Genomic DNA, 12,541 nt, shown 5'->3' with positions numbered 1-12,541 from the left:
CCTTGGCCGGTGCTGCTGAGGATCCTCGAACTGGTGGGCATCGTGGCGTTCGCGGCCTCGGGTGCCTTGGTGGGCGTCACCAAGCGACTCGACATCTTCGGGGTGTGCTCGGTGGGTGTGTTCACCGGCATCGGCGGCGGTATCGTCCGCGACGTCCTTCTCGGCGTCCATCCGCCCAGCTCCCTGAGCAGTTGGCCGTACTTCGGAACGGCCGCCGCCACCTCACTCGCCGTGTTCTACCTACACGAGCCGCTCAATCGACTGCGTCGTGAAATCCTGGCGCTCGACGCACTGGGAATGGGCCTGTTCGCGAGTACCGGCGCCGTCATCGCGCTGGACAACAACGCCAGCTCGCTGGCGGCGACGTTGATCGGTGCGACCGCTGCGATCGGCGGCGGAGTGATCCGCGACGTCCTCGTCAACGAGGTGCCGCTGCTCCTGCACAAGGACCTGTACGCGGTTCCCGCACTGCTCGGCGCTGCGTTGGTGGTCACAGTCTCGCAAGCCGGACTGTCCACCAACGCAGCGCTGGTGTGCGGCACCGCGTTCGCCGCGGTGTTCAGACTGCTTGCGTTGTGGCGTCATTGGAGCCTGCCCGGACCGAGGCGAACCCGAGACTGACCGCGACACGCCGGAGCCCGGAATCGGACCCTCTCAGCCGCATCTCAGCACTTCAGTCCAAACTGTCGGTATGCGTATTTTGGTGGTCGACGACGACCGGGCGGTTCGCGAGTCGCTTCGGCGGTCGCTCAGCTTCAACGGCTACACGGTCGAGCTCGCGGTCGACGGGCTCGACGCACTCGAGAAGATCCTCGCCAACCGGCCCGACGCCGTCGTACTCGACGTCATGATGCCGCGACTCGACGGACTCGAAGTGTGCCGTCGTCTTCGAAGTGCCGGCGACGACCTGCCCATCCTCGTGCTCACCGCCCGCGATTCGGTCAGCGAGCGAGTCGCCGGCCTCGACGCCGGTGCCGACGACTACCTGCCCAAGCCCTTCGCTTTGGAAGAGTTGCTTGCCAGGTTGCGTGCACTACTGCGTCGCACCGCACCCGATCTGGACGCCGATTCCGAAATGATGGCGTTCGAGGACCTCACCCTCGACCCGGTCACCCGCGAGGTCAAGCGCGGTGAACGATCGATCAGCCTGACCCGCACCGAGTTCTCCCTTCTCGAAATGCTCATGGCCAACCCGCGCCGCGTGCTGACCCGTGGACGCATTCTCGAAGAAGTGTGGGGATACGACTTCCCGACGTCCGGCAATGCGCTCGAGGTGTACGTCGGCTACCTGCGTCGTAAGACGGAAGCCGACGGCGAGCCTAGGTTGATCCACACCGTCCGCGGAGTCGGCTACGTCCTGCGGGAGACGCCTCCGTGATCACCGCTCCGTTCGGCAAGAGTGCCGAACCGAAGAAGTCCACCAGCACCAACGCATCCGTCGAAATGCGCCCGCCGATGCCGCTCACCCGCTCGGTGTCGTTGCGTTGGCGTGTGACGCTCCTCGCTGCGTCGGTGGTGGCCATCGCCGTCGCCGTCATGGCGATCGCGGCGTACGCGGTGGTTTCGCGTGCGCTCTACGCGGACGTGGATCACCAGTTGCGTACCAGAGCGGCGGTGCTCATCGACAGCAATGTCGTGCGCTTCGATCCTCGGTACATCTCCGGTGCAACGCTCTACACCACCGACATCAGTGTGGCGCTGATCTTCTCGGATCTGAGCACGTATCAGCCGCCCGGTTCCGACGTGCCGATCGGTGAAGCCGAAGACGCCGTCGCGCGTGGCGAGTCGGATTCCTCGCTGCGCACCGTCGACGGACAGCGTGTGTTGGCCCAACGAACCCATGACGGAAGCACTTTGGTGATCGGCCAGCGACTCGCGCCCACGGTTGCGGTCCTGGACCGGCTGGCGTGGGTTCTCTTCGTGGTCGGCGGGTGTGGCGTCATCCTGGCTGCGGTGGCGGGTACCACCGTGGGCCGCACCGGTTTACGACCTATTGCCAGGCTGACCGCTGCCACCGAACGAGTCGCCAGGACCGACGATCTGACGCAGATCCCCGTGACCGGCAGCGACGAATTGGCGCGCCTGACAGAGAGTTTCAACACGATGCTGCGGGCGCTCGCCGAGTCCCGCGAGCGTCAGTCGCGTCTCGTTGCGGATGCCGGACACGAGTTGCGAACGCCGCTGACGTCGTTGCGTACCAACATGGAATTGCTGATCGCGTCCAGTCGCCCCGGTGCGCCGCAGATTCCCGACGAAGACATGGCGGAACTTCGCGCCGATGTCGTCGCGCAGATCGAGGAACTGTCGACCCTTGTCGGCGACCTCGTCGACCTGGCCCGCGAAGACGCTCCCGAGACCGTGTACGAGCGCGTCGACGTCAGCGACGTCGTCGAACGTGCACTCGAGCGAGCACGGCGCAGGCGCAACGAAATCGAGTTCGAAGCGGTCACCACCCCGTGGTACGTCTACGGAGACCAGGCAGGCCTGTCGCGTGCGGTGCTGAACGTCCTCGACAACGCAGCGAAGTGGAGTCCGAAGGGCGAACAGGTACGCGTCGAAATGCGTCCGGTGGGCCAAGGATTGTTGGAATTGACCGTAAGTGATGCGGGACCGGGCATTCCGGAGGAGGATCGGGAGTTGGTGTTCGATCGTTTCTACCGGTCGACTGCGGCACGTTCGATGCCGGGATCGGGTCTGGGACTTGCGATTGTGCGTCAGGTTGTCGTCAAGCACGGCGGAACCATTGCGATCGACGAATCCGATCGTGGGGGAGCGCTTGTTCGTATCGTGCTTCCCGGCGAACCAGGGCCGAGTGCCGAGTAGCGTGTTCTGCAGACCCGTTGGTCCCGGGCTTCGGTGACTGACGTCACGGGTTAATGCGTTCGGCCCGAGAGTCTTTCGGGCCGAGCCGGACGGCACCGGTTTTTCACGACGAACTCTGGGTAAAGTGACAGGCACGTCTCAGCGCCTTCTCAGCAGCGCAAGGCAGCATTGTCGGCAGAACAGTTGTGACTGCCCGTCCGGTGGTCACCGTAGACGAAAGCGAGCCGATGACCGAGGACCGTAACGTCGGGCCGACCCGGCCCGAGCAGCCCAACAACGAGCCCACTACCCAGGCGCAGCCGGCAGCACCTCAGGCGCAGCCACCTGTGCAACCCCAGCAGCCACAGGGGCAGGCGCCTCAGCAGCCGTACCAGCCGACCGAGTCGTTTGCCCGACCCACCGAAGCCCGACCCACCGAGGCCTTCGGGCAGGCGCCGCAGCAGCCCACTCAGGCTTTCGGCCACCCGCACGGTGCCCATGAGGCGGCATATCGGCAGAGCGCCCCGTACGGCGCACCCAATGCCGGTGGCCCCGGTGGCCCGAACGGTCCAGGCGGCGGCCACAACCAGATCCCCGCACCGCTACAGGGGCCGAACTCCGGTTCGACCACCACCAAGCCGAAGTCGGGACGCATGGCCCTGGTTGCCGGCGCTCTCGCTCTGGTCCTGGTCAGCGGCGGCGTCGGTGGCGTGGTCGGAGCCGTCGTCGCGGACCGCAACGGTGGAACCGCGACGGTCACCAACTCGCTGAACGCCCCGAAGCCGACCGCGACCAACACGTCCAACGCTCCCGCCGGTTCGGTTCAGGCCGTTGCCTCGAAGGTGGTGCCCAGTGTCGTGCAGATCGAGGTGGCCACCGCGCAGGGACAGGGCGGTGAGGGTTCCGGTGTCATCCTGTCCTCCGACGGCCTGATCCTGACCAACAATCACGTTGCCGGTGCCCAGGGAGCGCAACTGCGGGTCGCGTTCTCCGACGGAACCAAGGCCTCGGCCACCCTGGTCGGTGCCGATCCCGTCTCCGACATCGCCGTCATCAAGGTCGACGGCCGCAACGACCTCACTCCCATCGATCTCGGCAACTCCGGCGACGTTCAGGTCGGACAGCAGGTTGTGGCCGTCGGGTCCCCGCTCGGCCTGGCCGGAACGGTCACCGAGGGCATCATCTCCGCCCTCGATCGCCCGGTGTCCACGAGCGGCGAGTCGGGCAACCAGAACACCGTCATCGACGCTCTGCAGACCGACGCGGCGATCAACCCCGGCAACTCCGGTGGCGCCCTCGTCAACATGGACGGCCAGCTGATCGGCATCAACACGGCGATCGCCTCACTCGGAGCGTCGTCGGGTACCCAGGGCGGCTCCATCGGCCTCGGTTTCGCCATCCCGATCGATCAGGCGCGCCGCGTCGCCGACGAACTGATCAAGACCGGCAAGGCGACCCAAGCCATGATCGGCGTGACCGTGCCGTCGCAGGACAACGCCGACGGCGCGACCGTCATGGATGTCACTGCCGACGGGCCGGCCGCCAAGGCCGGTATCCCAAAGGGTGCAGTCATCACCAAGGTCGACGATCGTGTTGTCGCAGATGGTGATTCGCTGATCGCGGCGGTTCGCTCGCATGCTCCTGGAGACAAGGTCTCGATCACCTACACCGACGGTGGACAGACCAAGACCGTCGATGTCACGTTGGGAACCGCGGCGGCGCAGGGCGGCCGATGATGTTCGGTGATCAGCAGACGATCGAGCCGATCTTCGGCCAGATCGCAACGGCGTCGGGATCGGACACTACGGTAGGAGTCATGGAACTCGAAGCCACATCGGCCGGCCGCGCTCTGGTCGTCATCGTCGACGATCGCACAGCCCACGGCGACAACACCGACTCCATCGGTCCACTGGTGACGGAACTGCTGAACGAAGCGGGTTTTCTCGTCGATGCGACGGTTGCCGTCGCAGCCGACGAAGTGGAGATCCGCAACGCTCTCAACACCGCAGTCATCGGTGGCGTCGACCTCGTCATCTCGGTCGGCGGTACCGGGGTGTCTCCGCGTGACGTCACTCCCGATGTGACCGCAGAGGTTCTCGATCGCGAGATCCCGGGAATTGCCGAAGCACTTCGCGCCTCCGGTCTTTCGGCCGGATCGCTCGAAGCAGGCTTGTCCCGCGGCCTAGTCGGAGTTTCGGGCAGCACGTTGGTGGCCAACCTGGCCTCGACCAGGCCGGCGATTCGCGACGGCATGGCAACCCTGACGGCATTGGCGAGCCACGTCATCGCCGAGCTGTCCAGCCTCGAGGGCTGAGACAGCTTGTCGGAGCAACCAGATACCCCGAAGAAGCCGCCAGTCGACAAGAAGCGCCTGGCACGCATCTTCGGGGACGTCTTTCCCGAGACGACGTCGGACGAGCGTGGACCGGAAGGGTCGCCGGGATCATCGGACGACGATTGGCTGCGTAGTCAGCGACCCCCGCACCACGGTGGTTGACAAGATCCTCAGCTGAAAAATCAGGCCCTCGGACGCACTGTCCGAGGGCCTGATTTGTTCTGCGTGCACTGACTATTCAAGTGTCTTGGCGTGCGCTCCCGTGTCGGTGCCACCGGCATTGGCAGAGAGGATGTCGCGGATCTGGATGAGCAGATCGGTTTCGCTGGCTTCCTTGTCCTCGGGCTCGGAGACGAACTTCTTCTTCGCCGCGTTCGCGGGGACGATCAGCACGAAGTAGACGACCGCTGCGATGATGATGAAGTTGATGATCGCGGTGACCACGGCGCCGATATTCACGAAGGTTTCGGCATTGCCCGCAATGATCTCCTTTCCCCAGCCCAATTCGTCGGATCCGCCGATAGCAGCGATGAGTGGGTTGATGATGTTCGACGTGAAGGCCGTGACGATGGCGGTGAAGGCTGCGCCCACGACAACCGCGACGGCCAGGTCGAGCACGTTTCCGCGAAGCAGGAAGTCCTTGAATCCCTTGAGCATGTCGGTGTCCCCTCGAGTCTCCGATGGCAAGTGCCAGATGGTCCGTTGATACCGAACCGACTGGAAAAATCCTAGAGGAGCTTCGGCCGCTTTGTGCGGTCAGCGGAATGTCACGGTGATCGCATTGGACAGCGATGCCGCGGCAACGACGTTGGCTGCCGGTGTCGGCAGAGCCAGCAGGATCACCTGTTCCTGCTGGTTACGTGTACTTTCCGACTTGGTGACCAACGCGACTACCGCCCCCGCGGCAAGAATCTGGGGGGCCTTGTCGGCAATTGATTCGTTGGGTGTGTCGGGGTGGGATGTGTCAGTGCGGGATGTGTCAGGGCCGACGGTCAGGACGTCGACGACATCCCCGCTGCGCAACATGTCTGCAACGGCCGCATCGGCAAGTCGCACGGGCACGATGCGGGCGTCGTCGGTTCCTACGGACAACCCGGCCAGCCGTGGGCTGAGAACGCGCACGTCGGTGACTGTTTCGCCGGTGCGTATCGGGCCGGCAACGGTTCTTCCGACCACCAAGCCGGTATCGGAGACAACTCCTTCGGGAAGTTGTTTCGAGTCGATCTCGCGGATCTCGACATCCGAATTCGCGATCACCTGTCCGGGAGTGAGATCGCGACTCGAGACAACTACAGCGACCGTATCGGTCGCAGGATCGCCTCGGAAGAAGAGGACGACGCCGAGTGCGGCCAGGGCAACGGCTGCGATCTTGCGGACTGTCGCCGTGCGGAATCGTGTGCCGCGCGTCAGTTCGACGACGCGATCGAGGGTGCTCGGGGTGAGATCGAGCTGGGCGCGCAGTGGATCGGAGCGCCTCGGCGAGCGAGTACGTGCTGACGGCATTCATGCACGTTAGGGCCGGAAGCGGTGCTTCCGGCCCTAACGATGTGAACCTGTGGACAACCCGGAGGTTGTGGAAATCAGCTTGCGGCAGCCTTGGCGGGCGCCGGCGTGCTGGTCGACGAACTCGAGGTCGACGAGGAGTCCGACTTGGACTCGGACTTCGCAGCGGGTGCCGAATCACTCTTGGCCGGCTCGCTCGCAGTTCCGGAGCCGCCGCGGCTGTCGGTGCGGTAGAAGCCGCTGCCCTTGAACACGATGCCGACAGAGTTGAACAGCTTGCGGAGCTTGCCTGAGCAAGCTGGGCAGACCGTCAGCGAATCTTCGCTGAAGGACTGGACGATGTCGAAACGGTTGTCACATTCCGTACATGCGTATGAGTAGGTGGGCACCGGGCTTCCTCCGCACTGTGATGTTCGAGCAGCTGCGTATTTACACCGCAGCCTTTAGCACTCTACAAGTGACAGTGCCAACAGCGCTAATCAGGGATCTATTCCCGCAGATCAATCACGTTGCAGCTGCGTCAGCCCGCCGCCCGGCGTCAATGCCCAGCCCATGGGTACGTCATGGTCGTCGGCCGGCAAGGTCTCGACGAGTTCGGAGTCTCTGACAATTGCCACAAGCCGAGTCTGCGGACCGACCGACCCCAGTGTGCGGTCGAAGAAGCCTGCGCCGCGGCCGAGGCGTGTTCCGCGCACGTCCACTGCAAGTGCAGGGATCAGCATGCATTCCACGTCGGACAGGCTTTCCGGTGGTAGGACAGGTCCGACAGGCTCCCGGATGCCGTACTTCGCCGGTCGCAAACCGTCCGCGCCGCTGTACTCGACCCAGGACAACGGTCCGGGCTCCCCGGTGATCGGAAGTAGTACACGCCCGGCGACCTCGGCAACGGCGTCGAGCAAGTCGGTGGATCCTGGTTCGGTGCGAGTGGGGACGTACGCACACACCGTCGTTCCTTCGACTATCACCGAAGGTATGTGGGTGATCAACGCCGCAGTTTCCGCTTTTCGAGCGTGCTCGGAGACTGCTTCACGTGCTGCGAGTGCGATTTGTCGCCATTGTGCTTTTGTCCGCGGTGTCACCCCACAACGATATTCGTCGTGCTGACCGAGCGGTAACAAGCGGCGGCTAAGGTGTTGGCATGACAGACGTTGTCGCTAGCAGCACGAGGGCCTTCCGTACGGCCGTGGTTCCCGCAGCCGGACTTGGTACTCGTTTCCTGCCTGCCACCAAGACGGTTCCGAAAGAATTGTTGCCGGTCGTGGACACACCGGGCATCGAACTGGTGGCAGGTGAAGCCGCGGACTCGGGAGCCGAGCGGCTCGTCATCGTGACGTCCCCCGGCAAAGACGGGGTGGTTGCACACTTCGTCGAGGACCTCGTGCTCGAAAGCAAGCTGGAAGCAAGCGGAAAACTTGCTGCCCTGGCAAAGGTGCGCAAAGCGCCGGGTTTGCTCGAAGTTGATTCCGTCATTCAGGAACAGCCCCTCGGGCTCGGGCATGCAGTCGGTTGCGTCGAGTCGGTTCTCGACGACGACGAAGATGCCATCGCCGTCCTTCTGCCCGATGATCTCGTACTGCCGCGTGGTGTCCTGGAGATCATGGCGCGAGTTCGGGCCAAGCGCGGCGGGTCCGTTCTCTGTGCAATCGACGTCCCCAAAGACGCAGTCAGCGCCTACGGCGTGTTCGACGTCGAGATCGTTCCCGACGCGGTCAACCCCGACGTGCTCAAGGTCGTCGGCATGGTCGAGAAGCCGGCTGTGGAAGACGCGCCGTCAACCTTTGCCGCTGCGGGTCGCTATCTGCTCGATCGTGCGATCTTCGACGCACTTCGTCGCATCAAGCCGGGAGCCGGCGGTGAGTTGCAACTCACCGACGCCATCGCTCTCCTGATTTCCGAGGGGCATCCCGTTCACGTGGTGGTGCACCGCGGAACGCGTCATGACCTGGGCAACCCTGGTGGGTACCTCCGCGCTTCGGTTGACCTGGCACTCGACAGCGACGACTACGGCCCGTCCTTGCGCAAGTGGCTCGCGGATCGACTCGACCGCTGAGCGTGTCGCCACGGTGGTTGATCGCCCGATAACGCAGTATCAATGTGCTTGTCCCTTTTCGAAGGCAAGGCATCATGAGCTGACGGATATCACCGAATTTCGAGACACAGGAGGACGCGGACCAGATGCGGTCGGTTGAGGAGCAGCAGACCAGGGTTACCGCTGCTGCAGTGGCACCCCGTCCGGTTCGGGTCGCCATCTCGGAAGCGCAGGGACTGCTGTGTGCCGAGGAAGTGGTGACCGAACGCCCATTGCCGGGATTCGATCAAGCTGCCATCGACGGTTACGCGGTTCGCAGTGTCGATGTCGCCGGCGCTGGAGCCGACCTCCGAGGCGAGGACGGCGAGCCTACGGACCTCAGCTTGCCGGTGGTCGGCGAGGTGACGGCGGGCTCACGCCAACCGATCCGGCTGCAACCGCGTCAGGCCGTCCGAGTCGACACCGGCGCGCCGTTGCCCACACTCGCCGACGCAGTTCTTCCGCTCGAGAACACCGACGGTGGTCGCGCTCGTGTCCGGATCTTCGAGCCGGTGCGTTCGGGTGACTACGTTCGTCGTGCAGGCGACGACGTCCAGCCGGGCGACGTGGCCGTTCGGGCAGGCACCATCATCGGAGCCGCACAGGTCGGTTTGCTTGCCGCGGTCGGTCGCGACAAAGTGCTCGTCCACCCGCGTCCCCGGCTTTCCGTCATCAGCGTCGGTGGAGAACTCGTCGACGTGGATCGCACGCCGGGGCCTGGTCAGGTCTACGACGTGAATTCGTATGCTCTCGCAGCCGCCGCTCGCGATGCCGGCGCCGACGTCAACCGCGTGGGAATCGCGGGCAACGACTCGCGCCGTCTCCGCGAAGTAGTCGAGGGTCAGCTGATTCGCTCCGAAATCGTTGTCATCGCCGGTGCCGTGGGCGGCGGAGCGTCCGACGAAGTCCGTGAGGCACTTGCAGATCTGGGGACACTCGAAGTCGAGCGTGTAGCCATGCATCCGGGATCAGTGCAAGGCTTCGGCAAGCTGGGAAGAGACGAGGTTCCGACCTTTCTCCTACCGTCCAACCCGGTCAGTGCACTGGTGGTATTCGAAGTCATGGTTCGACCGTTGATCAGAATCGCGCTGGGACGCCGCCAACCAATGCGGCGAGTGGTGAAGGCGCGCACGGTCGGAACGATCACGTCGATCGCCGATCGCAAGGGTTTCCTGCGCGGTCAGCTGATGCGTGACGAAGCGACGGGGGAGTACCTGGTGCAGGCCCTCGGCGGTGCGCCCGGTGCGTCCTCACATCTCCTCGCGACCTTGGCGGAAGCCAATTGTTTGGTTCTTGTCGATCGAGACGTCACCGAAGTGCACATCGGTGAAGAAGTCGACGTAGCTTTTCTCGCCCAACGTGGGTAACGCCGACCCGAGTGGGGTGTGATGTCAGTCCATCCAGGATGGCCGGAAGATCTCGGCCCGCTGCGAGTGCCCGCTGGAGTCGTGACCGTCCGCCCCGTCAAGCTTCGTGACGCTGCGGTGTGGAGTCGACTCCGCATTCGCGATCGTGAGCACCTCGAGCCGTGGGAGCCCACCGGAGAGTCGCCCTGGGATGCGCGTCATCACATCACCGTCTGGCCGTCTCTGTGCGGAAATCTTCGCTCCGAAGCGCGTAAGGGCAGGATCCTTCCGTTGGTCATCGAACTGGATGGGAAGTACTGCGGGCAGGTCACCATCGGAAATGTCGTGCGCGGCGCTCTGCGGTCCGCCTGGGTGGGCTATTGGGTCGCCTCGCACGTCACCGGCGGTGGCGTTGCCACAGCGGCCGTTGCGCTCACGCTCGATCACGCGTTCTCGAAGGTCGGTCTGCATCGAGTCGAGGCAACAGTTCGCCCCGAGAACGCGTCGAGTCGCGCAGTCCTGCGCAATGTGGGGTTCCGGGAGGAAGGTCTCCTCAAGCGCTATCTCGATGTCGACGGCCAATGGCGCGACCATCTTCTGGTCGGAATGACCATCGAGGAAGTACCCACCACCGTTGTCGACAGATTGGTGCGGTCCGGACGCGCTTCGTGGGTGTGACGAAGACGGCGCAAGTAGCGTGGGAAACGCGAGCTAAACGGCAGTTACCGCTGAGTAGTCCTACTTTTGCTCGGCAAATTGTGATTTTTGATTCAACTGGAACTTGAGACTTTTGGGACTGAACCGGAAGTTCAGTTCGGTACGCGTGTGACACATGAGTATGGTGGGGTTCGGCGCGTCGGCAACGATGCGAGGGCGTCGGCCGTTAACCTTGACTCGTCAACGGCTGGCATAGGTGCTGGTAGGTGATCGGGAGGAGGCCGCGGCATGCCTAGCTCATTCGTGTGGATCGGGCTGGTGGCCGTGTGGCTGTTCGTCCTGGTGCCGATGCTCGTCAACAAGCGCCCCAGGATCCGGCAGACGAGTGACGCGGCGCTCGCGACTCGAGTACTCCACCGCGGCGACAGCAACCCTGTTCAGCGCGGGCCGGCATCAGGACATCGAAGCGATCCGAACTGGCAACCAGAACCAGTGCGCAGCAGCTACGACGCGGAGGACCAGATGGACACTCACGCAGAAGACGACTACGCCGGCGGTCGTGCACCGGTCGGAGAATTTGTTCCCGTACGACGCGGACGAGGCGGGTTCGACCCCGAAGCGGATGCCATCGCCCGGGAGGCGCGATACGCCTTCCGACAGCGGACATTGCTGGGGCTTGCCTTCGTCGCGATTCTCTCGGGCGCTCTCGCATTGATCATCTCGCCGATGGTGTGGTGGTTGTTTGCGCTGACCGTGTGCGGTCTCGGCGGGTACATGGCGTACTTGCGTCGACAGGTTCGGATCGAGCAGGAGATTCGTCGCCGTCGCACCGAACGCCTCAACCGATCGCGACTCGGAGTCGAATCGCACACCGACGAAGAGCTGCGCCTGATTCCCGCGCGACTGCGCCGGCCAGGAGCGGTTGTCCTCGAGGTCGACGACGAAGATCCGGTGTTCGATCACTTGGATCACTACGAAGAAGAGGTCAGGCACACCGAGATGCGTCGCGCATCCGGACAGTGATCGACCGAGGATCTTCTGGGCCGATCTTGTCGGGCCGAAAGTTCGTGTCGGGTGATTCCAACGGGAGTATTCGTTCCTGTTAGAGTTGCCGAGCACCGCTGAGGCGGTGGCACGGGGCTGTGGCGCAGTTGGTAGCGCGCTTCGTTCGCATCGAAGAGGTCAGGGGTTCGATTCCCCTCAGCTCCACCAAGAAGTACCAGCAAAAAGGGTCTTTCAACGAAAGTTGAACGACCCTTTCCTGCATTTTCAGAGCCTGCCCGAATTGTGAAGATTCAGCTCGAGTGTGCGCCGTTTCATACGATTGCGACCGCTGATCCGGACCGTTGAGCTTCCAAGTGAGGGATGATCCTTGGGCGGATACATGTTTGCCGGAAATGTAACGAGGGTGTGTCCGGTGCGATAGGCACGGTGAGTCTGCCGCAGTTTTCCGCAGGTCGGACGTATGTGTCGGGGAGGAATGTCGATGAGCCAGCCACGACGGCTAGCGATGATGCTTGTTGCTGTGATGTGCCTGATGGGTATCGGCGTCCTTGCCGTGTCGGTTTTCCCGGCCATCGTCGCCGCCCAGCCCGGTGGCAACAACGGCAACGGAAACGGTAATTACGGCCACGGCAACAACGGCAACAACGGCAACAACGGTGGCGGTAACAACGGCAACGGCAATTACGGCGGCAACAACAACGGCAACTACGGCTGGCATTGTCACCACCACAACTGCGGGACGACGGTAGTGCCGACCACGACGACGACCGAGCCGACGACGACCGAGCCGACCACGACGACCGAGCCGACGACGACTGAGCCGAC

Annotated in this window: 15 protein-coding genes and 1 tRNA gene; 12 read left to right on the top strand and 4 right to left on the bottom strand. The window is 63.7% G+C overall.

The genetic code is table 11. From position 1 onward, the window contains the following. The first annotated feature begins 9 nt into the window (after positions 1 to 9). The 6 genes from DBV08_RS10985 (at position 10) to DBV08_RS32290 (ending at position 5,299) form a co-directional block, all read left to right on the top strand. Positions 10 to 621, top strand: a complete 612-nt coding sequence (locus DBV08_RS10985; protein ID WP_003946409.1) for a trimeric intracellular cation channel family protein — start codon at positions 10 to 12, stop codon at positions 619 to 621. A 70-nt stretch (positions 622 to 691) separates the two neighbouring features. After that, a complete protein-coding gene (locus tag DBV08_RS10980) occupies positions 692 to 1,378 on the top strand; it encodes a response regulator transcription factor (RefSeq protein ID WP_003946387.1) in 687 nt (228 codons plus the stop codon). Between the two features lie 65 nt (positions 1,379 to 1,443). Then, entirely contained in the window at positions 1,444 to 2,823 is a 1,380-nt protein-coding gene (locus DBV08_RS10975) for a HAMP domain-containing sensor histidine kinase (protein WP_020908630.1), read from the top strand. Between the two features lie 227 nt (positions 2,824 to 3,050). Beyond that, positions 3,051 to 4,538 carry a S1C family serine protease gene (locus tag DBV08_RS10970; RefSeq protein WP_185564587.1) on the top strand — a complete coding sequence of 496 codons (1,488 nt, stop codon included), beginning with the start codon at positions 3,051 to 3,053 and terminating at the stop codon, positions 4,536 to 4,538. A gap of 80 nt (positions 4,539 to 4,618) precedes the next feature. Then, entirely contained in the window at positions 4,619 to 5,116 is a 498-nt protein-coding gene (locus DBV08_RS10965; protein ID WP_185564609.1) for a molybdenum cofactor biosynthesis protein B, read from the top strand. A gap of 6 nt (positions 5,117 to 5,122) precedes the next feature. Next, positions 5,123 to 5,299, top strand: coding sequence for a hypothetical protein (locus DBV08_RS32290; RefSeq protein WP_185564585.1), 177 nt, complete (start codon positions 5,123 to 5,125; stop codon positions 5,297 to 5,299). Between the two features lie 72 nt (positions 5,300 to 5,371). Here the strand turns inward: DBV08_RS32290 and mscL are convergent, their stop codons facing one another. The 4 genes from mscL to DBV08_RS10945 form a co-directional block, all read right to left on the bottom strand. Then, on the bottom strand, positions 5,372 to 5,794 hold the full coding sequence (gene mscL, locus DBV08_RS10960) for a large conductance mechanosensitive channel protein MscL (protein ID WP_124567443.1): 423 nt from the start codon (positions 5,792 to 5,794) through the stop codon (positions 5,372 to 5,374). A gap of 99 nt (positions 5,795 to 5,893) precedes the next feature. After that, positions 5,894 to 6,640: an SAF domain-containing protein gene (locus tag DBV08_RS10955; protein ID WP_234036835.1), complete on the bottom strand. Its 747-nt coding sequence runs from the start codon at positions 6,638 to 6,640 to the stop codon at positions 5,894 to 5,896. Positions 6,641 to 6,717: 77 nt separating this feature from the next. Further along, the gene (locus tag DBV08_RS10950; protein WP_003946378.1) at positions 6,718 to 7,029 is read right to left on the bottom strand and encodes an FmdB family zinc ribbon protein; all 312 of its coding nucleotides are present in this window, start codon (positions 7,027 to 7,029) and stop codon (positions 6,718 to 6,720) included. Between the two features lie 111 nt (positions 7,030 to 7,140). Continuing rightward, positions 7,141 to 7,719 carry a 5-formyltetrahydrofolate cyclo-ligase gene (locus tag DBV08_RS10945; RefSeq protein WP_124567442.1) on the bottom strand — a complete coding sequence of 193 codons (579 nt, stop codon included), beginning with the start codon at positions 7,717 to 7,719 and terminating at the stop codon, positions 7,141 to 7,143. Between the two features lie 59 nt (positions 7,720 to 7,778). Here DBV08_RS10945 and DBV08_RS10940 point away from each other — a divergent pair, with 59 nt between their 5' ends. The 6 genes from DBV08_RS10940 to DBV08_RS10915 form a co-directional block, all read left to right on the top strand. Then, positions 7,779 to 8,690: a UTP--glucose-1-phosphate uridylyltransferase gene (locus DBV08_RS10940; RefSeq protein WP_019744725.1), complete on the top strand. Its 912-nt coding sequence runs from the start codon at positions 7,779 to 7,781 to the stop codon at positions 8,688 to 8,690. A gap of 125 nt (positions 8,691 to 8,815) precedes the next feature. Next, entirely contained in the window at positions 8,816 to 10,075 is a 1,260-nt protein-coding gene (glp, locus tag DBV08_RS10935; RefSeq protein WP_003946353.1) for a gephyrin-like molybdotransferase Glp, read from the top strand. 21 nt (positions 10,076 to 10,096) lie between these two features. Continuing rightward, complete coding sequence (locus DBV08_RS10930) at positions 10,097 to 10,732, top strand: GNAT family N-acetyltransferase (RefSeq protein WP_007727523.1); 636 nt, start codon at positions 10,097 to 10,099, stop codon at positions 10,730 to 10,732. A 267-nt stretch (positions 10,733 to 10,999) separates the two neighbouring features. Further along, positions 11,000 to 11,734, top strand: coding sequence for a gephyrin-like molybdotransferase receptor GlpR (gene glpR, locus DBV08_RS10925; protein WP_124567441.1), 735 nt, complete (start codon positions 11,000 to 11,002; stop codon positions 11,732 to 11,734). Between the two features lie 113 nt (positions 11,735 to 11,847). Continuing rightward, positions 11,848 to 11,923, top strand: a tRNA-Ala gene (locus DBV08_RS10920). Positions 11,924 to 12,197: 274 nt separating this feature from the next. Continuing rightward, the coding region (locus DBV08_RS10915) for a hypothetical protein (protein WP_185564583.1) at positions 12,198 to 12,541 on the top strand (344 nt) is incomplete at its 3' end.

The sequence above is a fragment of the Rhodococcus sp. KBW08 genome (assembly GCF_003852455.1).
GTDB lineage: Bacteria > Actinomycetota > Actinomycetes > Mycobacteriales > Mycobacteriaceae > Rhodococcus_F > Rhodococcus_F baikonurensis.
The sequence above is the reverse complement of the archived record's forward strand: the minus strand, read 5'-3'. Positions and strand labels throughout refer to the sequence as shown.

Bases quoted from the DNA above. Each gene is read 5' to 3' on its own strand.
- DBV08_RS10980 (WP_003946387.1), top strand. From the start codon at position 692: ATGCGTATTTTGGTGGTCGACGACGACCGGGCGGTTCGCGAGTCGCTT.
- DBV08_RS10975 (WP_020908630.1), top strand. From the start codon at position 1,444: ATGCGCCCGCCGATGCCGCTCACCCGCTCGGTGTCGTTGCGTTGGCGT.
- DBV08_RS10970 (WP_185564587.1), top strand. From the start codon at position 3,051: ATGACCGAGGACCGTAACGTCGGGCCGACCCGGCCCGAGCAGCCCAAC.
- DBV08_RS10965 (WP_185564609.1), top strand. From the start codon at position 4,619: ATGGAACTCGAAGCCACATCGGCCGGCCGCGCTCTGGTCGTCATCGTC.
- mscL (WP_124567443.1), bottom strand. From the start codon at position 5,794: ATGCTCAAGGGATTCAAGGACTTCCTGCTTCGCGGAAACGTGCTCGAC.
- DBV08_RS10955 (WP_234036835.1), bottom strand. From the start codon at position 6,640: ATGCCGTCAGCACGTACTCGCTCGCCGAGGCGCTCCGATCCACTGCGC.
- DBV08_RS10940 (WP_019744725.1), top strand. From the start codon at position 7,779: ATGACAGACGTTGTCGCTAGCAGCACGAGGGCCTTCCGTACGGCCGTG.
- glp (WP_003946353.1), top strand. From the start codon at position 8,816: ATGCGGTCGGTTGAGGAGCAGCAGACCAGGGTTACCGCTGCTGCAGTG.
- DBV08_RS10930 (WP_007727523.1), top strand. From the start codon at position 10,097: ATGTCAGTCCATCCAGGATGGCCGGAAGATCTCGGCCCGCTGCGAGTG.
- glpR (WP_124567441.1), top strand. From the start codon at position 11,000: ATGCCTAGCTCATTCGTGTGGATCGGGCTGGTGGCCGTGTGGCTGTTC.